Origin of the sequence: Bradyrhizobium denitrificans, from assembly GCF_013179005.1 — a bacterium.
GTDB classification, from domain to species: Bacteria; Pseudomonadota; Alphaproteobacteria; order Rhizobiales; family Xanthobacteraceae; genus Bradyrhizobium; species Bradyrhizobium denitrificans.
In genome coordinates this window covers 108,627-129,881 of sequence record NZ_JABFDP010000002.1, presented here as the reverse complement: position 1 = coordinate 129,881, position 21,255 = coordinate 108,627, and the positions used below count along the sequence as shown (strand labels likewise).

18 protein-coding genes are annotated in these 21,255 nt (G+C 65.0%); 13 read left to right on the top strand and 5 right to left on the bottom strand.

The window, feature by feature from the left end:
• Window positions 1–410 precede the first annotated feature (410 nt).
• Complete coding sequence (locus tag HL671_RS02625; protein WP_244424400.1) at window positions 411–869, top strand: FKBP-type peptidyl-prolyl cis-trans isomerase; 459 nt, start codon at window positions 411–413, stop codon at window positions 867–869.
• 333 nt (window positions 870–1,202) lie between these two features.
• Here HL671_RS02625 and HL671_RS02620 read toward each other — a convergent pair whose 3' ends face one another.
• Entirely contained in the window at window positions 1,203–1,418 is a 216-nt protein-coding gene (locus HL671_RS02620) for a CsbD family protein (protein WP_012042410.1), read from the bottom strand.
• Window positions 1,419–1,575: 157 nt separating this feature from the next.
• On the opposite strand from HL671_RS02620, the gene HL671_RS02615 reads away from it, so the two are divergent.
• Window positions 1,576–2,094, top strand: a complete 519-nt coding sequence (locus HL671_RS02615; RefSeq protein WP_172235510.1) for a cupin domain-containing protein — start codon at window positions 1,576–1,578, stop codon at window positions 2,092–2,094.
• Between the two features lie 160 nt (window positions 2,095–2,254).
• Here HL671_RS02615 and zigA read toward each other — a convergent pair whose 3' ends face one another.
• The 3 genes from zigA to HL671_RS02600 all read right to left on the bottom strand — a co-directional run bounded on the left by zigA (window position 2,255) and on the right by HL671_RS02600 (window position 6,764).
• Window positions 2,255–3,460 carry a zinc metallochaperone GTPase ZigA gene (zigA, locus tag HL671_RS02610; RefSeq protein WP_012042412.1) on the bottom strand — a complete coding sequence of 402 codons (1,206 nt, stop codon included), beginning with the start codon at window positions 3,458–3,460 and terminating at the stop codon, window positions 2,255–2,257.
• A gap of 360 nt (window positions 3,461–3,820) precedes the next feature.
• Window positions 3,821–5,050 (bottom strand): TadE/TadG family type IV pilus assembly protein, encoded by a 1,230-nt coding sequence (locus HL671_RS02605; protein WP_012042413.1) that lies wholly within the window; start codon window positions 5,048–5,050, stop codon window positions 3,821–3,823.
• 271 nt (window positions 5,051–5,321) lie between these two features.
• Window positions 5,322–6,764 (bottom strand): MATE family efflux transporter, encoded by a 1,443-nt coding sequence (locus tag HL671_RS02600; RefSeq protein ID WP_012042414.1) that lies wholly within the window; start codon window positions 6,762–6,764, stop codon window positions 5,322–5,324.
• 343 nt (window positions 6,765–7,107) lie between these two features.
• Between HL671_RS02600 and HL671_RS02595 the strand changes: the two genes are divergently transcribed.
• Window positions 7,108–8,442, top strand: coding sequence for a phospholipid carrier-dependent glycosyltransferase (locus HL671_RS02595; protein WP_172235509.1), 1,335 nt, complete (start codon window positions 7,108–7,110; stop codon window positions 8,440–8,442).
• Between the two features lie 67 nt (window positions 8,443–8,509).
• On the opposite strand, the gene HL671_RS02590 is transcribed toward HL671_RS02595, so the two are convergent.
• A complete protein-coding gene (locus tag HL671_RS02590) occupies window positions 8,510–9,160 on the bottom strand; it encodes an OmpA family protein (RefSeq protein WP_012042416.1) in 651 nt (216 codons plus the stop codon).
• Between the two features lie 371 nt (window positions 9,161–9,531).
• Here HL671_RS02590 and HL671_RS02585 point away from each other — a divergent pair, with 371 nt between their 5' ends.
• From HL671_RS02585 to HL671_RS02540, 10 genes are all read left to right on the top strand, one after another.
• Entirely contained in the window at window positions 9,532–9,762 is a 231-nt protein-coding gene (locus tag HL671_RS02585; protein ID WP_012042417.1) for a hypothetical protein, read from the top strand.
• 71 nt (window positions 9,763–9,833) lie between these two features.
• A complete protein-coding gene (locus HL671_RS02580; RefSeq protein ID WP_172235508.1) occupies window positions 9,834–11,006 on the top strand; it encodes a winged helix-turn-helix domain-containing protein in 1,173 nt (390 codons plus the stop codon).
• Between the two features lie 126 nt (window positions 11,007–11,132).
• Window positions 11,133–11,690: a TetR/AcrR family transcriptional regulator gene (locus tag HL671_RS02575; protein WP_012042419.1), complete on the top strand. Its 558-nt coding sequence runs from the start codon at window positions 11,133–11,135 to the stop codon at window positions 11,688–11,690.
• 49 nt (window positions 11,691–11,739) lie between these two features.
• Complete coding sequence (locus tag HL671_RS02570) at window positions 11,740–12,702, top strand: alpha/beta fold hydrolase (protein WP_172235507.1); 963 nt, start codon at window positions 11,740–11,742, stop codon at window positions 12,700–12,702.
• A 340-nt stretch (window positions 12,703–13,042) separates the two neighbouring features.
• On the top strand, window positions 13,043–14,374 hold the full coding sequence (locus HL671_RS02565; protein WP_012042421.1) for an MFS transporter: 1,332 nt from the start codon (window positions 13,043–13,045) through the stop codon (window positions 14,372–14,374).
• 234 nt (window positions 14,375–14,608) lie between these two features.
• Window positions 14,609–15,715, top strand: a complete 1,107-nt coding sequence (locus HL671_RS02560; RefSeq protein WP_172235506.1) for an efflux RND transporter periplasmic adaptor subunit — start codon at window positions 14,609–14,611, stop codon at window positions 15,713–15,715.
• A gap of 195 nt (window positions 15,716–15,910) precedes the next feature.
• Window positions 15,911–19,051 carry an efflux RND transporter permease subunit gene (locus HL671_RS02555; RefSeq protein ID WP_172235505.1) on the top strand — a complete coding sequence of 1,047 codons (3,141 nt, stop codon included), beginning with the start codon at window positions 15,911–15,913 and terminating at the stop codon, window positions 19,049–19,051.
• A 23-nt stretch (window positions 19,052–19,074) separates the two neighbouring features.
• Window positions 19,075–19,683, top strand: coding sequence for a TetR/AcrR family transcriptional regulator (locus HL671_RS02550; RefSeq protein WP_041751362.1), 609 nt, complete (start codon window positions 19,075–19,077; stop codon window positions 19,681–19,683).
• A 102-nt stretch (window positions 19,684–19,785) separates the two neighbouring features.
• Entirely contained in the window at window positions 19,786–20,409 is a 624-nt protein-coding gene (locus HL671_RS02545) for a flavin reductase family protein (RefSeq protein WP_012042425.1), read from the top strand.
• Window positions 20,410–20,692: 283 nt separating this feature from the next.
• Window positions 20,693–21,124 carry an acyl-CoA thioesterase gene (locus HL671_RS02540; RefSeq protein ID WP_012042426.1) on the top strand — a complete coding sequence of 144 codons (432 nt, stop codon included), beginning with the start codon at window positions 20,693–20,695 and terminating at the stop codon, window positions 21,122–21,124.
• The last annotated feature ends 131 nt before the right edge of the window (window positions 21,125–21,255 follow it).

Sequence of the window (21,255 nt, the reverse complement as noted above, 5' to 3'; positions counted from 1 at the left end):
TCACGCTTATACGCAGTCTCCCTGGTGCGCCGGGCTTGTTGGTCACCATAGCGGCAATGCGCTCGCGCGCACTGCGCGTGATACCAGCATCGGGGTATCAGGACGCTGCGACTTCACGTCCGCAAGCAATCGTTCGTCCGCGCATCGGAAGACGCGCTGCGATCGCTCGCGGCCGCCGCTCCCCGCCTCGCGTGTCGTGACGATCGCGATGCGCCCCTCCGCAGTGAGGCGGGATGCGGGCAGACAAGCGCGATTTCCGAAAAAGCGCAATAGAATTATTTAATTCAGAAATCGGTCGCGGGGGTCGGCATCCCGCATCGGGAGATGCGGAGGCGCTGGGCAGGCTGGTCACCGGCCTCGCCATGCGCTAAACCGCGGCTCCCCGTGAACGAGCAGAGGCAGTCTGAAGCATGCGGCGTCCGATCGATCGAAGAGTAGCGCTGATGGCAGCGGCTGGCCTGGTGCTGGGCTCGCATGCAGCTTCGGCACAGACCCGTCCCGCAACACCGACAGGAAAGACCATGACGACTCCCTCCGGACTGCAGATCATCGACACCAAGGAAGGCACCGGCGCAACGCCGACCCGCGGCCAGACCTGCGTGATGCACTATACGGGCTGGCTGTATGAGAACGGCCAGAAGGGCAAGAAATTCGACTCGTCGGTGGACCGCAACGAGCCGTTCGAGTTTCCGATCGGCATGAAGCGCGTGATCGCGGGGTGGGACGAGGGCGTCGCCACGATGAAGGTTGGCGGCAAGCGCACGCTGATCATTCCGCCCGAGCTTGGCTATGGCGCCCGCGGCGCCGGCGGTGTGATCCCGCCGAATGCGACGCTGCTGTTCGATGTCGAGCTGCTGGGTGTGAAGTAAGTCCGCGCTCGCCGCGGCTCGGAGCGCCAATTGCGAGGAGCAGCGGCAACAACGACACGATCCGGAGCCGCATCGCTCTGGATCGTGTGGCCTTAGATCCGGTCGCTTTGGATCGCGTGGCCCTGGATCTCGTGGCCCTGGATCGCGTCGCTTCACTTGCGATGACGGTACTCATGGATGCGCCTTTTTCCACGAGGTGGGAGGGCGCCGTATGACACACCCCAGTCTCTGCCGCTTCGGCACATCAACTCACAACAATGCAAAGCCGGCCCCGCGAGGGGCCGGTTCTGTGATTCATCATCGACCATCATCGGCGCGCCGCGCCGATCTCGTTCAGAGATTCTTGTTGGCCGCGCCGGCGGCGCTGTTCACGGCGTCCTTGGTGGCCTGCTTGGCGTCGCCCATCGCCTGCTGACCCTTGCCCTTCACTTCCTGAATGACGCCTTCGCCCTGCAGACGCTCCGAGCCGGTGGCTTCGCCGATGCCCTGCTTGGCCTTGCCGATCGCCTCGTTGGTCGCGCCTTTGATCTTGTCCGTCGTCGAACCCATGATCTGTCTCCGTTGTCTGTTTGAACTGCACATGACCAACGCGGGCGATCCGAAAAGGTTCGGCCGGGAACCGGAATGGCGCCGGCGCGGGAGTTGGACTAGAATGGCCGGGTTCCACGGCACACGAGCAAACACGAGAGACGAGAAGAAGAGAGACATGTCAGGTTCTCACGATCACGCCCACGGCCATTCCCATCACGGCGACGAGCGCTGGAAGCACGACGGCGTGCGCGTCATTCCCGGCAATCAGCTCGATTCCAACGTACCGTCGACGCCGGGAATGGACCGCAAGGCCGCGATCAATTTCGCGCGGGTCGGGGCGCAGAAGCTGTGGGCCGGCACCGTCACGATCAGGCCGGATGCCAAGACCGGTGCGCATCATCACGGACATCTCGAAAGCGTGATCTATGTCGTGAAAGGCAAAGCGCGGATGCGCTGGGGCGAGCAGCTGCAGTTCACGGCAGAAGCCGGTCCTGGCGATTTCATCTTCGTGCCGCCTTACGTGCCGCACCAGGAGATCAACGCCAGCCCCGACGAGGTGCTGGAATGCGTGCTGGTGCGTAGCGACGGTGAGGCCGTGGCGATCAATATCGACATCGAGCCTGTCGAAAAGCCTGAGACCGTGCTGTGGATCGACCCGGTGCATCGTGATCCGGCCGAGTCGCAGAAGCCTTGATCGCAAGAGCAAGTGGCGGAGCCATCTTGCGATGGCTCCGCCGGACCGGAAGCGGCTGCACCGCTTCCTTCACACGCGGAGCAGGGGCGACTGCACGCGTGTTTCTGGATCTTCGCAGGTGAATTTGCGGGTGAGCTGAACCGTTCGACCTCTGCCGTGATCAGGCTGCCTCATTGGCCCGTCGCCAGACGGGAAACGGATCGGACAATCTGGCCCAGGCGGCGACATCCATCGCCGGCTTGCCGGCCAGCAGGCAGGCGTCCAGGCGCGCACGCAGCCCAGCCTCGTCCATGTTGCTGCCGATGAAGACAATCTCCTGACGGCGGTCGCCGTAGATGTCGTCCCAGCGCTCGAGCATGCGTGCGCGCCAAGCGGGGTCCTCCGGCCATAATTTCTGCGGCACCGCCGCCCACCAGAAGCCGAGCGCGCTGGTGCGCACGATGGCTCCGGCCTGGCTGATCTCGCCGAGCCATTGCGGCCGCGTGGCCAGCCAGAAGTGCCCCTTGGCGCGGATGACCCCAGGCCACTGCTCGCGCAGGAACTGATCGAACCGAACCGGAACGAACGGACGCCGGGCGCGATAGACGAAGCTGGTCACGCCATAGGTCTCCGTCTCCGGCGTGTGCTCGGCAAAGCCGTAGAGCTCATTATACCAGAGCGGATGCTGCTGAGCGCGCGCGAAGTCGAAACGGCCGGTGGCGAGCACGCGCTCCAGCGGCACGCAGCTATGGCTTGCCTCGATCAAATCGGCATCGGGATTGAGCGAGCGAATGATCTTGCGCGCCGCCTCGCGTTGATCCTCGCTGGCGTCGTCGACCTTGTTCAGCACGACCACGTCGGCGAACTCGATCTGCTCGACCAGGAGATCGACCAGCGCGCGCTGGTCGCCATCCAGTGCCTCGCCGCGCTGCGCGAGGAAATCCGACGAGGAATAATCCTTCAGCAGATTCACCGCGTCCACGACCGTCACCATCGTGTCGAGGCGTGCGACGTCCGACAGGCTCGCGCCGTGCTCGTCGCGGAAGTCGAACGTCGCGGCGACCGGGAGCGGCTCGGAGATCCCGGTCGATTCGATCACGAGGTAATCGAACCGGCCGCTTTCGGCGAGCGCGCGAACCTCCTTCAGCAGATCGTCGCGCAGGGTGCAGCAGATACAGCCATTGGTCATTTCGACCAACTGCTCATCCGTCCGCGAAAGATTGGCACCGCCATCGCGAACGAGGTCCGCATCGATGTTCACCTCGCTCATGTCGTTGACGATCACCGCCACTTTCAGACCCTGGCGGTTGTTCAGGATGTGGTTGAGCAAAGTAGTCTTCCCAGCCCCAAGGAAGCCGGACAAGACTGTGACGGGGAGTTTGGGCATCGAGATCGAACAGCCTCTTCAACGGGAGGGGGCGGTGCCGGCGAGCGGGCATGCGGCCTCATGTGTTATGTTATAACATAACATCATCTGAAAAGACTGGGCGTGTCAAGGGAGGAGCGGTGACGAAGGCGTGAGCCGCACGCCCGGGTTGCCGAAACGGGCGTACAATTGAAATGAAGGCGAGCGCTCTCCGCCCCTTTTGTCGATGCCCCATTGCGCGCACAGACGCGCAAGCCGGTTATGGCGGCTTTGTAAACCGGAGTTCTGCTCGCGTCGGGCGGCAGTCGCCGACGCACAATCCCCGTGATGAAGCGCAGCAGTGCTGGGTGGCGGTGGCTCAGACCATCATGAGGAGCGCAACTACCTCGACAGATACGCCGTGCCGGCGGGACCGCTGGCCACCGACATCGATAGCGCGCCCGGCGCGATGCTCCAATTGGTCTGGTTGAGGATCAGTGTGTTGAACACCATGGTCACGCTGTTGCTGCTCATGGTCGACACCGAATTGATGGTGACGTTGCGGCTCGGCAGGTAGATCAGGCCGGTGTAGGACGAACTGCTGGTCCCGTTGATCGGAAGCTGCGAGGTCGAGAGACCGTTGGGCTCGAACATCAGGATGTTGGCATAGGTGCCTGTGGACGGCGCGGCGAGCGTGGCGTTCACATTGCCGTTGAAGGTGAGGGTTGCGTTCTGATCCACGAGGTAGAAGGTGACGCCGCTGCCGGTCACCGTCCAGCCCGAGTTGAAGGTCATCGCGCCGCCTTTGATGATGTAGAGGCCGGGATTGAGCGTCAGCGTGCCGGAGCCGTTGAAATTAGTCGCGCCGCAATAGACGCCGGGATTGAGGGTGACCGCGCCAGGATCGAAGACCTTGTTGTTGGTGGTGCATGATCCGACCGTGACCGCGGGCAGCTTGCCGACAAAGGGATCCGATATCGCTGCGCAGCCGGTCTCGACCGGCGGATTGACACCGCCATTCTTGGTGATGTTGCTGCCCTTGATGCAGATGCGCTTGGCGTTGAGCGTGGCGTTGAACATCGCGGCCGGGCTCTGTGTCGACAGAACGTGGATCTCGCAAGACGGCGCATTGAGCTGGGCCCCGGAGTTCACCAGCAGCGATTGCGCATTGACGGTGCTGACCAGCAGGATGCAGACCGACGACTGGGCCTGGGCTCCGGCCTTGGCGGTGGCGGATGCGGTCACGCCGAGCGCCGAGGTGCCCATCACGTTGAGGAACGACGTCTTCACCGACGTCGTCGCCGTTCCGGTCAGCGAGCCGTCGGTGTTGGACGCGAAGCTGGCGGTCGCGGCGGTGTCGAACCGGCCGCGATAGGCGCCCGAGAACACGGCGGCCGCGGTCGAGATCTGCTGGTCGTTCGGCCGGACGACGCCGGCCAGGACAGCAGCGTCGATCGACTTCTGCAACTGCGCCTTTACGTCGCTCGATTTCGCGAAATCCACGGCGGCGCCAACCGACACCAGGATCGGAATGCTGGCGATGGCGAAGATCATGCTGATCTGACCGTCGCTGGCCCACCCGAACCGGCGACAGAGATTGCGAAAGGTTGCGAGCCAGATCTTTGCAGCCATTGCGACGCTCCTGCTGATGGCTCTGGCTCAGTGCCAGCGCGTTCCCGCAGAAAGGAGCGCAAGATCTTACCGCGCGCTGAATCGGGTTCCGTAAAGGGAACCCGATTCAAGTGAGGGGCGGCCGAAGGTTATCAGACTGTTTTTTGATTCGATGAGAGCTGGGTGTTGGCACATCTCTCGAGTAGTGCTTGCGCCGATTACTTGTATTTGGTGGTGTTCAGCTCTGCTGCTTATTAGTTGTAAAGCGATAGGCTTCGCCAATCGATGCGAGCTATCGGGCCGCGCGCCAGATCCGGTCGGCCCACAAGACGACACTGCAGATCAGCGCATAGGCGAGGAGTGACAGCGTCACCATCGCTGCAAGCGAGGCCATGCTGCCGCCCATCATCGTGGTGGCAACATAGCCGCCGCCGGCGGCGATCAGGATGCGCAGCGCGGAGGCCACGAACGGCCATAGCACATGGCCGGCGCCCTGGCCGGCAAAGGACAGCACGAAGCCGAAGCCGAGCGCGGCGTAAGCGGGCGCAACAATGCGCAGATAGATCGCGCCCTCGCGCTGCACGTCGGCATCGTGGCTGAACAGCCCGAGCCAGAGCGGCGGATGCACCGCCGCGATCGCGCCGATCGCTCCGACCAGAATTGCGCCGGTCAGGGCGCTGAGTCCGGCAATGCGGCGGGCGCGCCCGCTCTGGCCGGCGCCGACATTGATGCCGACCATGGTCAGGGTCGCCGTACACAGGCCGAACAGGATTGGAATCATGATGTAGTCGAGCCGCGAGGCGATGCCGTAGGCGGCGAGCTCCGAGGTGCCGAAGCGGCCGGCCAGCGCGGTCACCAGGATCACGGTGAGATTGACCAGCACGGCGTTGAGCGCCGTCGGCAGCCCGACCTTGAGAATGTCGGCGAACAGGCGGCCCCGCAGCGGGGCGAGACGGACATGCAGGCTGGAGCGGCCGGAGGCCATGTAGCGCAGCAGGACCAGCATGGCGCCGCAATAATACAGCCCGAAGGCGATGCCGGCGCCGGCGATGCCGAGACCCGGCAGCGGTCCGAGACCGAAGATCAGCAGCGGGGACGCCGGAATCATGACCAGGGCGCCGACCAGAGTGACAAGCGCCGGCACCCGCACATTGCCCGCGCCGCGCAGCGCCGCCGCCTGCAGATTGACGATCCACACCGGGATGGCGCCGGCGAACAGATAGTTGGAGTAGCGCAACGCCGCCTCCAGCGCGCCGGCTTGACCGCCCAGGGCACGATACAGCGCCGGGCCGAGCAGGGTGGTGGCGAGCGTGAACAGGCCGCCGGCGACCACGGCAACCACGATGGCATGGAAGGCGATCGCCTCCGCATCGCCATCCCGCCCGGCCCCGATGGCGCGGGCCACCGCCGAGGAGACGCCGCTGCCGATGCCGCCATTGGACATCATCGTCATCAGCATGAAGATCGGAAAGACGAGCGCCGCACCGGCCAGGGCGTCGGTGCCGAGGAAGCCGACATAATAGGCCTCGGCGATATTGACCGCAGTCTGCGCGACCAGCACCGACATCGTCGGCAGCGCCAGCCGGAACAGCGTTGGAAGGATCGGGCCGGAGAGCAGCGCCGCGCGCGCGGTCGCTGTCCTGTGGTGCGTGGGGTCCGGACGCGGCGGGGAAGGAGGCAGAGCCGCCGGAGCAGGGCGTGGCGCCAAGCGGGTTGCCTGCGTCGAGACGTTCATCCTACCTCCGCGCGACCGGCGATCGCGTCGCATTTGAATGATGAGCGTCATTCAATATGACCGTCGATGCACGGGGGTCAAGGAGACCGGGGCGCGGGTCGATCATGAATATTTGAGGGAGCGCGCCGCCAGGCTGGCGGCGCCACGGCCCGAACGTGGGCCCGACGCAGCCATGACTGGGACCCTCGACCGGCTGTCGTGACGTCGCAAGGCGGCTGCTCCCTGGGAACCCCGGGGAGATGCGAGTGCTCCGAGGGGGGCATCGCGCCGCCGGCCCGAGACAGGAGAACGGAATGCTGTAAGATGCGGCATCTTCGTTCAAGGCGCTGGGGCGGTTACGCGCATGCACACGAAGTCACCTGCTGCGCGCCGGGACGATGACGACGGCGCCGACGAGGCTGTGCCGGAGGGCGTGCCGGCCGTCCGACGTTGCGCGCTGACGGCCTTGCTGATCTTCGCGATCACGCATGTGCTGCTGATGGTCGGGGTGGCCGCGCCGTCGAAATTCGTGTTCGACGAGGTCCATTACGTGCCGGCGGCGCGGCAGATGCTCGGGCTTGCGCCGGCGGCCCCGCAGCTCAATCCGATGCATCCCCCGCTCGCCAAGGAGCTCATCGCGCTGTCGATCAGGACCTTCGGCGACAATGCCTTCGCATGGCGCTATCCCGGGACGGTGCTCGGCGCCCTGGCCGTCGTCGCGATCTATCTGTGCGGTCTCGCCCTGTTCGCGGCGCAGCCGGCGGCGCTCGCCGCCGCGCTGCTCGCCCTCGTTAACCAGATGCTGTTCGTCCAGGCGCGCGCCGCGATGCTCGATATCGGCGCGCTCGCCTTCAGCCTGCTGGGGATTGCGGCGTTCCTGTTCGCCTACGGGCAGCGGCGGCCGCAGCTCCTGTTTGCGCTGGCCGGCGCCCTGTTCGGCGTTGCCGTCGCGTGCAAATGGAGCGGGCTGTTCCCGCTTCTGACCGTGCTCGGGATTGTGGGCGTGATCAAGCTGCTGCAGCATTGGCAGACGGCGTTCGGCGACCCGCAGCCGACCGACTGGTATCGGCCGGAGCAATGGCCGGAGTTGAGGGGATGGCATATCCTCCTCTGCCTCGTCGCGATCCCGGCGCTGTGCTATCTCGCCACCTTCGTTCCGCTGCACGGCATGTCGATCCCAGGGATTTTCGACGCGCAGCGACGAATTTTCGCCGACAGTATCACGACAGCGATCGCAGGTCATACTTACATGAGTGCGTGGCCGACCTGGCCCTTGCTGATGCGTCCGGTCTGGTTCTTGTTCGACAAGGCCGGCGACAGCGACATCGCGGCCGTGGTGCTGCTCGGCAATCCCCTGGTGCTATGGCCGGCGCTCGTGGCGCTCGCCGTCTGTGCCAGGGATGTCGTGGCGGCGCGCAGCGCGCCGGCGTTCCTGATCCTGGCGTTCTATCTCGGCTGCTATCTGCCTTGGGCGCTGCTGCCGCGGGCGTTGAGCTTTCTGTATTATTACTTGCCGTCGGCGACGCTCACGAGCCTTGCGCTGGTCCATGCGCTGACGCGCCTGCCGCGCTGGGCCATGTGGGCCTATGTCGCCGTCGCGACGATCGGCTTCCTGGTGATGCTGCCGATCAGCGCCGCCTTCATCGGCACCACGATGCAGGGCTTCAGCCGACTGATGCTGTTCCAGAGCTGGATCTGACCGCCAACGATACGCTCCGCCTGCCGGGGGACCATCGGCAGGCGGAGCGCCACGCGGCGGAGCGCTCTCACTTCGCCGCGGTTTTGGTGTCCATGTTGACGACCTGGACCCGACGGTTGACCGGATCGGCGGGGTTCGCGGCATCCTTCAGCTTGGTCTTGCCGTAGCCGACGGTCACGAGGTCCTGCCCGGCCAGGCCGAATTTCTCGACCAGATAGCGCTTGAGGGTGTCGGCGCGGCGCTCCGACAGATCCTGATTGAAGCCGTCGCTGCCGATCCCGTCGGTGTGGCCGGCCACCATGAAGGTCGAGCCCTTCAGGTTCGGATCGGACAGCGCCTTGCCGAGTTCCTGCACCGCCTGGATCGAGGTCTTGCTGATCGCGGCCGAGTTGTAATCGAACTGGATCTCAAGATCGATCTTCGGCTTGGTCGCGGCGATCTCGGCCAGCTGCTCGCGCTCGCCGAGCGACAGCGACCGGGTCTTGCGGTTGCGCATGCTGTCGATGAAGGTCGACTGCTTCGCCTGGGCGGTCGCGTCGATTTGCGGGGCGGCCTGCGGCCCGACAGACAGGCCGCGGGTGGCGGGTTTCGGCTTCAACGCGTTCAGGATCTGATCGGCGGACACGGCTTCGCCGGCGAGAGCGGCACCTGCGCCCAGGGCCAGCACGGCAGCCACCGTCGTCGCTCGCATGGCAAAACGTCCAAAAAATACGGTCATCGTCGTCATCCTCGGGTGTGCCCTCTGGGCATTGGATGGGGCGACGATAGAATCGGTTCAAAGTTTCGAATGTGATTGATGTCACCCGCCGGCCGGCCTCACGGCTGTAGCCGGGCTGCCGGGCTTGCAAGTTTGTCGCAAAGCCATCGGGCCGGGGCCGGTCCACGAACAACAAATCGGCAAGATGCGGTTCTACCGGATATCCACCGCCGGAAAAAAATCGCAAACCATGGAAAGCGAGGTCGGCAACAAGCATTGAAACAAGAAACGCAACAGAAAAGCAAAGCAAAGCCGTGTTCAACTCATCCCAGAGGCGCGACTATCAATCCCATCGGCCGAGCGGCCAGGACCACGCCGGCTCCACCGGTTCCATGTCGACCCTGATCGGCGCCGGCATCATCGCCGCCGCCATCTTGTTGTCGACCCTGATCTCGGCCGTCGGCAATCGCTATATCGGGCTGGAAAGCCCGTCCGAGGACACAGCCTGGCTGGTCGACCGGCTCACCGGCCGCATGTACAAATGTCGTGCGCCCGATCCGGGGCGGGCCAATTGCCGAGCCGAGATCGCCACCGGCAGCATTCCGGACAAGCCCAAGCCGTAGGGGCCAGGCGGATCGGGCGGACGGAATGGATGTTGCGCGGACGCTGCCGAATCTCGCACGATCTCGTCGTCATGCCCGCGCCTTCCTCCCACCATCAACTGTCCGCCACCGCAGCGCGCCGACTCTGGCTGCGCGCCCAGCGCCTCGATGCCGAGGCGCCGTTTGGCGCCGGCCCCGCGGCCGTGGCGGCCGCGGTCGCCCATCTCGGCTATGTGCAGATCGACACGATCAACGTGATCGAACGCTGCCATCACCATATCCTGTTCAGCCGGATTCCCGCCTATCGCCGCGCCGAGCTACGCCAGGCCCAGAGCGCGGACAAGACCGTGTTCGAATATTGGACGCATGCGTTGTCCTATGTTCCGGTGCAGGATTTCCGCTATTTCGTGCCGGCGATGCGGCGTTATCGCCGCGAGGGGCATGGCTGGTTCAAGACGGTGAAGCCCGAGGATACGCGCAAGGTGATGCGCCTGGTGCGGCAGGGTGGGGCGCTGACCATCCGCGACATCGACGATGACGTGCTGCGGGAGAAGGACCACGCCTGGGCCAGCCGCAAGCCGTCGAAGCGGGCGCTGCAGCTCGGTTTCTACGAAGGCGTGCTGACCGTGTCGGGCCGCGACGGCATGCTCAAGACCTATGACCTGACGACCCGGCATTTCGGCTGGGAGCGGTTGCCGAAGGGCGCGAGCGAGCGCGAGATCGCCACCTATCTGCTCGACCGCGGTTTGCGCGCGCAGGGCGTCGTCAGCCTCGACTCATTGTGCCACCTCAATGCCGCGCGCAAAAGCGACGTGCGGCGCGTGATCGACGGCCGGGTGCGGCGCGGCGAACTGGTGCCGGTCGCGCTGGAGGGCGCCGGCAGGCAGGAACACTGGGCCACGCCGGGCGCCTTGGCGGAGGTGATCGAGATCTCGCCGGAGCGGGTCCACATCCTCTCGCCGTTCGACCCGCTTATCATCCAGCGCAAGCGGACGCAGGCGATCTTCGGCTACGATCACCGCTTCGAGGCCTACGTCCCGAAGGACAGGCGGCTGTTCGGCTATTTCGCGCTGCCGGTGCTGGTCGGCGAGGAGATCGTCGCGGCGCTGGACCTCAAGACCGACCGGCAGAACGGCAGGCTGTTGATGCAGCAATGGAGCTGGGTCGGCGGGGGTAAATCCGCGCGGGGCGCCGGACGCAAGGATCTGAAGCGGCGCATCGAGGATGAACTGCACCGGTTCCAGAAGTTCCAGCTTGGAGATTGAGGGGGAAAGCAGCGCACATGCCTCTCCCTTGATTTGGGAATGATTGTTTCCTAATATGGGAGCATGACGAAGTCACCGAGCAATTCCGTCGCGCGCCGCGGGCCTGGCCGGCCGCGTGAGTTCGACATGGACACGGCCTTGAGCAGGGCGCTGGTGGTGTTCAGCGAGCGCGGCTACCACGCGGCGTCGCTGGCCGAACTGCGCGCCGCCATGAAGCTTGCGACAGGAAGCCTCTACAAGGCATTCGAGGACAAGCGCGCGATCTTCGTTGCGACCTTGGATTACTACATCGCACGGCGCGACCGGCAATTGCGCGAGCGGCTCGATGCGGAGCAGAGCGGGCGCGACAAGCTGCGCGCCCTGCTGCAGTTCTACGCGGAGTCCGCCAGCGACAGCGAAGGCCGGCGCGGTTGCCTGGTCGTCACCAGCGCCGCCGAACTCGCCAGCCTGGACGCGGAGATCGCGGTCAAGGTCCGCGCCGCGCTGCGCCGGGTCGAGACCGCGTTGTGCGACCTCGTCAGGCTCGGCCAGGCCGATGGATCGATCCGGACTGGACGGGACCCAGACGCCGTCGCCGGCGCGCTGTTCTGCCTGATCCAGGGCTTGCGCGTGGTCGGCAAGACCGGGCGTACGAAGCGCGAGATGCTGGCCGTCGCGAGCCAGGCCGACGCCTTGCTCGGATAATCCTGCGGCTAAATAGGAAACGATTGTTCTACATTTAAGGAGAGGCCTCATGCATCATCAGTCGAATGGGACCGCCCAAGCCGGCGCGTCGCGCATCGTCGCGGCGGAGCCGCTGGCGCGGGCGGAGGCGTCGCTGCCAGGCTTCGCGCACCGGTTCGAGACCATCGACGGGACCCGGCTGCATTATGTCAGCGGTGGCCTGCCGGAGGGCGAGATCGTGGTGCTGCTCGCCGGCTTTCCGGAGAGCTGGTTCGCCTGGCGGAAGGTCATGCCGCTGCTCGCGCCGCGCTATCGGGTCATCGCGGTCGATCTGCCAGGGCAGGGCGACTCGGATCGGCCGGCCGATGGCTACGACACCAAGACCCTGGCCACGGCCGTGCACCGATTGCTGCAACGGCTCGGCGCCACCCGCTATCATCTTGCGGCGCACGACATCGGCGCGTGGGTGGCCTATCCCTATGCGGCGCTGTTCGAGGCCGAGCTGCGCAGCCTGGCGCTCCTCGATGCCGGAATTCCTGGCGTCACCTTGCCCGATGCATTGCCCTTCGCGCCGGACCGCGCGTGGCGGACCTGGCACTTTGCGTTCCACGTCCTCGCGGACCTTCCGGAGTTTCTGATTCAGGGGCGCGAACGCGACTATCTCGGCTGGTTCCTGCGGCGAAAGTCCGCCAATCCCGAGACTTTCCTGGAGAGCGACCTCGATGAGTACAGCCGCGTGCTGACCAAGGCCGGCGGCTTGCGGGCCGGGCTGGCCTATTATCGTTCGGCGGCGCTGTCGGCGAGCCAGAACCGGGAGCTCAGCGCCAGGGGCAGACTCAAGCCGCCCATGCTGGCGGTCGGCTCCGACCAGGGATCGATCGTGGACATGGCGGCGCCGCTCCGGGAGTTCGCCCAGCATGTCGAAGGCATCACCATCGCCGCATGCGGCCACTACATCCCGGAAGAGCAGCCGGCCGTTCTGGCAGAACAGCTCGACGCCTTTTTCAGCCGCGTCGGCACAGCGCCGAGCTGAGCCCTCTCATGATGGGATATCTCATGATGTGAGATCGCCGGCCTGCCGTCGGCAGGCCGATGCCGAGGCCCGCCGCATTGCGATCCGGTCGACCAGAAGGCCGAGGACGATGCCGATCGCATAGGCCACGATGTTCCGGAGCGAGAAGATCCGACCGAGCAGCGGCGCGGCGGCGCGTGTCAGCGGCGATCCCGGCCGATGCCAGCGTCATGCGTGCGCCGCGCCCCGGGAATGCGCCCTCGAACTGTGGGAGATCGGGTTTTCCGATTGACTTGCCACGACCGATGCTCAACACCGCCCCTCAACTACGAAATCCTGCAATGCTCCGGGGAGGAGATCGATGAGTTTGTCCGCCAGCACGCCGGCCGCGCCGGGCCGTTCCGATATCGAGAGCTCGACCATCCGCGCCATCTCCTGGCGGCTCATTCCGTTCCTGGTGCTCGCTTATTTCTTCTCCTATCTCGACCGCGTCAATCTCGGCTTCGCCGCGCTGACCATGAATGCCGAGCTGAAATTCTCGCCGCTGGTGTTCGCCTGGGGCGCCGGCATCTTCTTCATCGGCTATTTCATCTTCGAGGTGCCGAGCAATCTGGCCCTGGAGAAGTTCGGCGCGAGCCGCTGGATCGCGCGCATCATGGTGACCTGGGGCATCATCTCGGCGCTGATGGCGCTGGTCTCGGGCCCGTGGAGCTTCTATGCGCTGCGCTTCCTGCTCGGCGTCGCGGAGGCGGGCTTCTTTCCAGGCATCATCCTCTATCTCACCTACTGGTACCCGGCGCAGTATCGCGCGCGCTTTCTCGCCGCCTTCGCCGTCGCCGTTCCTGTCTCGACGGTGATCGGCGCGCCCGTCTCGGGCCTGCTGCTCGGCATGCACGGCCTGCTGGGGCTGCAGGGCTGGCAGTGGCTGTTCATCATCGAGGGCCTTCCGTCGATCCTGCTCGGCGTCGTCACCTGGTTCTATCTGACCGACCGGCCGGAGCATGCGAACTGGCTGTCGGCGGAGCAGAAGGCCTGGCTCGCCACGCGCATCGAGGCCGAGACTGCAGCGAAGCAGGCGGCGGGACACATGACGCTGGGCGAGGCGCTGTCGTCGCCCAAGGTCATCGTGCTCAGCCTGATCTATTTCGGCTTCGTCGGCGCGCTCTATGGCATGCAGTTCTGGCTGCCGCAGATCGTCAAGGCGTTTGGCCTGACCAATGTGCAGACCGGATTCGTGACCGCGATTCCTTATGCGTTCGGCACCGTTGCGATGATCCTGTGGGCGCGGCATTCGGATGCGACGCGCGAGCGCGTGGTCCATGTCGGCGCGCCGCTGATCCTGATCGCGGTGGCGCTGGCCGCATCCAGCATGATCGGCGATCCGACGTTGACCATGGTCGCGCTGACCGTGGCGGCAATCGGCGTGTTCTGCGTGTTCGGCGTGTTCTGGACCTTGCCGACGGCATGGCTGTCGGGCACCGCCGCGGCCGGCGCCATCGCGCTGATCAACTCGATCGGCAATCTTGCCGGTTTCGGCGGCCCCTATCTGGTCGGCTGGATCAAGGACACGACCGGCTCGACGACGCACGGGCTGCTCGCGTTGTCGGTGCTGCCGCTGATCGCCGGGCTGCTGGTGTTCTTCGGCCGTCACGAGAGCAAGGTCGAATTCGCCGGTCAGGCCCCGGCGGAGTGAGCGAGCCCCGAGGCTGCCCCCTGGCAGGGCCGCCGGCCGGGCTGTGGATCAGGCCAACCATTGCGTGTTGTGAGCCGGCCGCCGTTGCGGCCGGCTCTCTCATGACCATCTGCGCAACGAATGAGCAACTGCGGCAACATGTCTTAACATTCACGAAGTCATGATTGATGACGATTATTGACAATCGTCACTCGATAATCGACACTCCTTCGCAATAGCAGCAAGGGGTATGCGATGCTCGTTCGTGAGGTTTTCTCTAGCTTTTCCAAGCTGTTGAGCGGCGTGGCGCTGGCCGCGATGGCGGTCTCGCTCGCCGGCTGCAACGAAACCGTCGCTCAGAAGGCCGAACCCATCCGGCCGGTTCTGGTCGCGTCCGTGCATTACGAGGCCGAAACACCGGAGCGCAGCTTCGTTGGCACCATCCGGCCGCGGATCGAGGCCGATATCGGCTTCCGCGTGGCCGGCAAGGTCGCCAAGCGCCTGGTCGAGGTGGGGCAGACCGTGGAGATCGGCCAGCCCCTGGCCACGCTCGACGAAGTTGATCTCAAGCTGCAGGCCGAGCAGGCCGAGGCCGAATTCCGGGCCGCCACCGGCGTGCTGGCACAGGCTTCCGCTGCCGAGACCCGCGCCAAGGAGCTGCGCGTCAAGGGTTGGACCACGGATGCACAGATGGATCAGGCCAAGGCGTCCGCCGACGAGGCGCGCGCGCGGCTGAACCGGGCCGAGCGCTCGGTCGAATTGACCCGCAATTCGCTGTCCTATGCCACGCTGGTCGCCGATGCGCGCGGCGTGGTCACCGCCAGCATGATCGAACCCGGCATGGTGGTCGCCGCCGGTCAGGCGGCCATACGGGTCGCGCGCTTCGCCGAGAAGGAAGCCGTCGTCGCCATCCCGGAGACCCTGCTCGATCGCGCCAAGAACGGGGTCGCGACCGCGTCGCTGTGGTCTGAGGCGGGCAAGACCTACACGGCGCGGCTGCGCGAGATCGCTCCGGCTGCCGATCCCGCGACGCGCACCTATCTCGCCAAATTCTCGCTGCCGGAAGCAACGGATAATGTCTCGCTCGGCATGACCGCGACGCTCACGCTGTCTGATCCGGCCACCACGCGCGTGGCGCGGCTGCCCCTCTCGGCGCTGTTCAGCGACGGCCGCGATCCCTCCCTCTACGTGGTCAACGACAAGGGCGAGGTCACGCTGAAGCCGGTCAAGGTGAAAGCCTATGACAGCAAGGACGTGCTCGTCACGTCGGGCGTCGAGGAGGGCGAGAAGGTGGTCGCGCTCGGCGTCCAGAAGATCGATCCCGCGCAGAAGGTGCGCGTCGTCTCCGCGCTGACGTTCTAGCCGGTTGTCGTTCCGGGGTGGATGCTCCGCATCTCCCCGGAATGAAGGAAGTCGCTGTCGTCATTGCGAGGAGCAAAGCGACGAAGCAATCCAGACTGCGTCTGCGGAAAGAGTCCTGGATTGCTTCGCTTCGCTCGCAACGACGATCACTGAGAATGGACTGGACTAGCGATATCGGATCATCGGGAGCGTGCCATGAAGCGTTTCAACCTGTCGGCCTGGGCGGTCAGTCATCCGCCACTGGTGCTGTTCCTGATCGTGGCGCTCGGCCTGTTCGGGTTCATCTCCTATGAGCGTCTCGGGCGCGCCGAGGATCCGTCCTTTACCGTCAAGGTCGTCAACGTCTCGATGATTTGGCCCGGCGCCACCGCGACGGAAATGCAGAGCCAGGTCGCGGACCCCATCGAGAAGAAGCTGCAGGAGCTGCCTTACTTCGAGAAGGTGGAGACCTATTCCAAGCCCGCCTTCGCCGCGATGCAGATCACCTTCCGCGACTCGACGCCGCCGAAGGAGGTGCCTTACCTGTTCTACCTCGTCCGTAGGAAGCTCGCGGATGTGCAGGCCTCGCTGCCTTCGGGGGTGCTCGGGCCGTTCGTCAATGACGAGTTTTCCGACGTCGATTCCATCCTGTTCATGATGACCGGCGACGGGGCGGACTATGCTCAGCTGAAGAAGGTCGCGGAAGGCCTGCGCCAGCGCCTGTTGAAGGTCGACGGCGTCACCAAGGTCAATCTCTACGGCACCCAGGACGAGCGCATCTATGTCGAGTTCAGCCATGCCAAGCTGGCAACGCTCGGGATCACGCCGCAGGCGCTGTTCGATTCCCTCGCCAAGCAGAACAATGTGACATCGGCCGGCACGGTCGAGACCTCGTCGCAGCGCGTGCCGCTGCGCGTCACCGGCGCGCTCGACGGCGCCAAGGCGGTGGCCGAGACGCCGGTCGAGAGCAACGGCCGCGTGTTCCGGCTCGGCGACATCGCCACCGTCACCCACGGCTTCGTCGATCCGCCGACCTACAAGGTGCATCAGGAGGGCAAGCCGGCGCTCGGCCTCGGTATCGTCACCGCCAAGGGCGCCAACATCCTCGAGCTTGGCAAGGACGTGCACGCCGCGTCCGACGATTTCATGAAAGCGGTGCCGCAGGGTATCGAGCTGAAGCAGATCGCTGACCAGCCGAAAGTGGTCGAGACCGCGGTCGGCGAATTCGTGCACTCCTTCGTCGAGGCGCTGGTCATCGTGCTGTTCGTTTCGTTCCTGGCGCTCGGCTGGCGCACCGGCATCGTGGTGGCGCTGTCGGTGCCGCTGGTGCTCGGCATCGTCTTCATCGTGATGAGTGCAATGGGACTGGATCTGCACCGCATCTCTCTCGGCGCGCTGATCATCGCCCTCGGCCTCCTGGTGGACGACGCGATCATCGCGGTCGAGATGATGGTGGTGAAGATGGAGCAGGGCTGGGACCGCGTCCGCGCCGCATCGTTCGCCTGGGAATCCACGGCCTTCCCGATGCTCACGGGAACGCTGGTCACCGCCGCCGGCTTCCTGCCGATCGGCTTCGCCAGTTCTGCGGTCGGCGAATACACGGGAACCATCTTCTGGATCGTCGCCATCTCGCTGGTGGCGTCCTGGTTTGTCGCTGTCATCTTCACACCCTATATCGGCGTGAAGCTGTTGCCGGACATGAAGGCCCATCACGGTCACGATGAGAATGCGGTCTATGATACCCGGATGTATCGCGGTCTGCGCGCCGTCGTGAGCTGGTGTGTCGCGCATCGCATCACCACCGTGGCCGCGACGGTCGGCGTGTTCGTGGCCTCGATCGTCGCCTTCGGCCACGTCCAGCAGCAGTTCTTCCCGCTGTCGGAGCGGCCCGAGCTGTTCCTGCAGTTGCGGCTGCCGGAGGGCACCGCCTTCAACGTCACCGAGAAGGCCGCGCGCAAGGCCGAGGGGTTCTTGAAGGACGATAAGGACATCGAGACCTTCACCTCCTATGTCGGCCAGGGCTCGCCGCGCTTCTGGCTTGGCCTCAATCCGCAACTGCCGAACGAGGCTTTTGCCGAGATCGTGATCGTCGCCAAGGACGTCGCGGCGCGCGAGCGGATCAAGGCCAGAATCGAGGCCGCCGCTGCCAATGGCGAGATCAACGAGGCGAGGGTGCGCGTCGATCGCTTCAATTTCGGTCCGCCCGTCGGCTTCCCCGTGCAGTTCCGGGTGATCGGCCCTGACACCGCCAAGGTTCGCGAGATCGCCTATCAGGTGCGCGATGTCATGCGCCAGAATGCCAATGTGCGGGACCCGCAGTTCGACTGGAACGAGCAGTCGCCCTATTTGAAGCTGGTCGTCGACCAGGATCGCGCCCGCGCGATCGGCCTGACGCCGCAGGACGTGTCGCAGTCGCTGGCGATGCTGATCTCAGGCGTGCAGGTGACTACCATTCGTGACGGCATCGAGAAGGTCGGCGTGATCGCGCGGGCCGTGCCGTCCGAACGGCTCGATCTCGCGGGCGTCGGCGACCTCACCATCACCTCGCGCAACGGCGTCGCCGTGCCGCTGCAGCAGATCGCCAAGATCGAATATTCGCATGAGGAGCCGATCCTGCGGCGGCGCAACCGCGACATGGCGATCACGGTGCGGTCCGACGTCGCCGACGGCGTGCAGGCGCCCGACGTCACCAACCAGATCTGGCCGAAGCTCGCCGACATTCGTAGTCACCTCGATCCGGCCTACCGCATCGAGATGGGCGGCGCGATCGAGGAGTCGGCCAAGGGCAATGCGTCGATCTTCGTGCTGTTTCCGCTGATGGTCATCGTCATGCTGACCCTGCTGATGATCCAGCTGCAGAGCTTTTCGCGCCTGGTGCTGGTGTTCCTGACGGCACCGCTCGGCATCATCGGCGCATCGTTTGGGCTCAACGTCGCCAATGCGCCTTTCGGTTTCGTGGCGCTGCTCGGGCTGATCGCGCTGGCCGGCATGATCATGCGCAACACCGTGATCCTGGTCGACCAGATCGAAACCGACGTGGCCTCGGGCCTGACCCGGCGCGAGGCGATCATCGAGGCCACGGTGCGGCGTGCGCGTCCGGTGGTGCTGACCGCGCTGGCCGCGATCCTTGCGATGATCCCGCTGTCGCGTTCCGCGTTTTGGGGGCCGATGGCGATCACCATCATGGGCGGCTTGTTTGTTGCAACCTTCCTCACGCTGCTGTACTTGCCGGGCCTCTATGCCCTATGGTTCCGGAAGAGCCTCGATGAGCGCGGGGCGGGGGCGCGGGATCATTCTGCGGCGCAGCACGTTGATGAACCGGCACCGGAGCTTCCTATCGCCCAGGCGGCTGAGTAAGGACCGACAAGATCGCGAGCATGATGACGCTGGTTTCCGACCATATCGAGCCCGATACGCGCGAACGCATCCTCGTCGTGGCCGAACGCCTGTTTCGGCAGATCGGCTATCAGAAGACCACTGTCGCCGACATCGCCAAGGAGCTTCGCATGAGCCCGGCGAACGTCTACCGCTTCTTCGACTCCAAGAAGGCCATTCATGAGGCTGTCGCGCGCACGCTGATGGGCCAGGTCGAAGCGGCGGCGCTCGTGATCGCCGATCGGCCCGGCCCGGCCGCACCTCGGCTGCGCGAGATGCTCGGCACCATCCATCGCATGAATACCGAGCGCTATGTCGGCGACTCCAAGCTGCACGAGATGGTCACGGTAGCCATGGAGCAGAGCTGGGAGGTCTGCGAGGCACATATGCAGCTGATCACCGAGATCATCGGCCGGGTGATCGGGCAGGGCGCCGCATCGGGCGAGTTCGCGGTCCGCGAACTGGAACTGGCGGCAGAATGTGCAACGACGGCCATGATGCGCTTCTTTCATCCCCAGATGATTGCGCAATGTGCGACAAAGCCGGGTCCGACGGTCGACGAGATGATCGATTTCGTGCTGGCAGGGCTTGGTTCGAAGGGCGCCGCAAGCTAAGTTCTGCGTCATTGCGAGCGATACGAGGCCATTCAGGATGGTGTTCGCATCCTGGACCGCTTCGTCGCTTGCGCTCCTCGCGATGACGGAAGGGACGGCCGCGTGACCGAACGGGACCTGCATTTCTACGAACCGAAGAACGGCCACGGCCTCAGGCACGATCCCTTCAACGCCATCATCGCACCTCGCCCGATCGGTTGGATCTCCTCGCGCGATCCGGACGGTCACGTCAATCTCGCGCCTTACAGCTTCTTCAACGCCTTCAACTACACGCCGCCGATCATCGGCTTTTCGTCGACCAACATGAAGGACTCGGCCGCCAATATCCGGGACACCGGCGAGTTCGTCTGGAACCTGGTGACGCGCGATCTCGCGACCCAGATGAATGCGACGGCGGCCCATGTTGCGCGCGATGTCGACGAGTTCAAGCTGGCCGGTGTCACGCCGCTGCCGTGCAAATTCGTCAATGTGCCGCGCGTCGGCGAGAGTCCGGTCGCCTTCGAGTGCAAGGTGACGCAGATCCTTCAGCTGCAGGGGGCGGACGGCGCCAAGACCGAAGCCTGGATGACGTTCGGCGAAGTCGTCGGCGTGCACATCGACAAATCCCTGATCAAGGATGGCGTCTACCAGACAGCGCTCGCACATCCGATCGTCCGCGCCGGCCGTCGCGGCGATTATTTCGAGATCAAGGCCGAGGACATGTTCGAGATGATCCGGCCGGACTGACGCCGTCTTCGGCGCGCGCTGCCCCCCGGTTGAACTCAGGGCTATCGCATATGACCAATCTGAGTTTTTCGCCAGGCTGCCTCCCCATTGCCATGTCCGGGCTCCGTCCCGCCTGCGCGGCCGAAGCCGCTTCGGCGCGGCGAAGGCCCGGGCATTCACGTCTTTCCCAGGATGCCGAACGGCGTGGATGGCCGGGACGGAGCCCGGCCATGACGATGTGAAGGGAGCCGAACTCAAGCTATGATCATCATATGCGAGAGCCCTGAACTGGAGACCACCTGACGTGACCGAAGCGACTGTCCATGCCGCGCTGTCAGCGCCGACCGAGCCGCGCGGCGATCTCTGCATCCGCACCTTGGCGATGCCGGCCGACACCAACGCCAATGGCGACATTTTCGGCGGCTGGCTGCTCAGCCAGATGGACGTGGGCGGCGGCGTGTTCGCTGCCAAGATCGCGAAGTCTCGCACCGTCACCGTCGCGATCGAGGCGATGAACTTTCGCAAGGCGGTCTATGTCGGCGACCTCGTCTCGGTCTATGCGCATCTGGTACGCGTCGGGCGCACCTCGCTGACGGTGCGCCTGGAGGCCTGGGTTCTGCGCCGCAGGGAGGAGCAGCCGATCCTGGTGACCGACGGCAATTTCACCTATGTCTCGATCGATGATGACGGCCGGCCGCAACCGGTCAAGCGCGACGGCGCGACGACGTCGGCTTAGACATGATCCGGAAAGTGGAAACCAGCTTTCCGAAAAGATCATCATCGCGGCGTGCGGCCAATTGACCGAAGCAGCAGCCGCTGTTGCGGCCGGGTGCGTTGCGAGATCGTCCAGTCAACAGTCGTTGTCAC

Excerpts from the sequence above, each read along its gene's own strand:
- HL671_RS02595 (WP_172235509.1), top strand. The coding sequence starts at position 7,108 with ATGCACACGAAGTCACCTGCTGCGCGCCGGGACGATGACGACGGCGCC.
- HL671_RS02550 (WP_041751362.1), top strand. The coding sequence starts at position 19,075 with ATGACGCTGGTTTCCGACCATATCGAGCCCGATACGCGCGAACGCATC.
- HL671_RS02600 (WP_012042414.1), bottom strand. The coding sequence starts at position 6,764 with ATGAACGTCTCGACGCAGGCAACCCGCTTGGCGCCACGCCCTGCTCCG.
- zigA (WP_012042412.1), bottom strand. The coding sequence starts at position 3,460 with ATGCCCAAACTCCCCGTCACAGTCTTGTCCGGCTTCCTTGGGGCTGGG.
- HL671_RS02625 (WP_244424400.1), top strand. The coding sequence starts at position 411 with ATGCGGCGTCCGATCGATCGAAGAGTAGCGCTGATGGCAGCGGCTGGC.
- HL671_RS02565 (WP_012042421.1), top strand. The coding sequence starts at position 13,043 with ATGAGTTTGTCCGCCAGCACGCCGGCCGCGCCGGGCCGTTCCGATATC.
- HL671_RS02570 (WP_172235507.1), top strand. The coding sequence starts at position 11,740 with ATGCATCATCAGTCGAATGGGACCGCCCAAGCCGGCGCGTCGCGCATC.
- HL671_RS02605 (WP_012042413.1), bottom strand. The coding sequence starts at position 5,050 with ATGGCTGCAAAGATCTGGCTCGCAACCTTTCGCAATCTCTGTCGCCGG.
- HL671_RS02620 (WP_012042410.1), bottom strand. The coding sequence starts at position 1,418 with ATGGGTTCGACGACGGACAAGATCAAAGGCGCGACCAACGAGGCGATC.
- HL671_RS02575 (WP_012042419.1), top strand. The coding sequence starts at position 11,133 with ATGGACACGGCCTTGAGCAGGGCGCTGGTGGTGTTCAGCGAGCGCGGC.
- HL671_RS02615 (WP_172235510.1), top strand. The coding sequence starts at position 1,576 with ATGTCAGGTTCTCACGATCACGCCCACGGCCATTCCCATCACGGCGAC.
- HL671_RS02555 (WP_172235505.1), top strand. The coding sequence starts at position 15,911 with ATGAAGCGTTTCAACCTGTCGGCCTGGGCGGTCAGTCATCCGCCACTG.
- HL671_RS02580 (WP_172235508.1), top strand. The coding sequence starts at position 9,834 with ATGCCCGCGCCTTCCTCCCACCATCAACTGTCCGCCACCGCAGCGCGC.
- HL671_RS02585 (WP_012042417.1), top strand. The coding sequence starts at position 9,532 with ATGTCGACCCTGATCGGCGCCGGCATCATCGCCGCCGCCATCTTGTTG.
- HL671_RS02560 (WP_172235506.1), top strand. The coding sequence starts at position 14,609 with ATGCTCGTTCGTGAGGTTTTCTCTAGCTTTTCCAAGCTGTTGAGCGGC.
- HL671_RS02590 (WP_012042416.1), bottom strand. The coding sequence starts at position 9,160 with ATGACCGTATTTTTTGGACGTTTTGCCATGCGAGCGACGACGGTGGCT.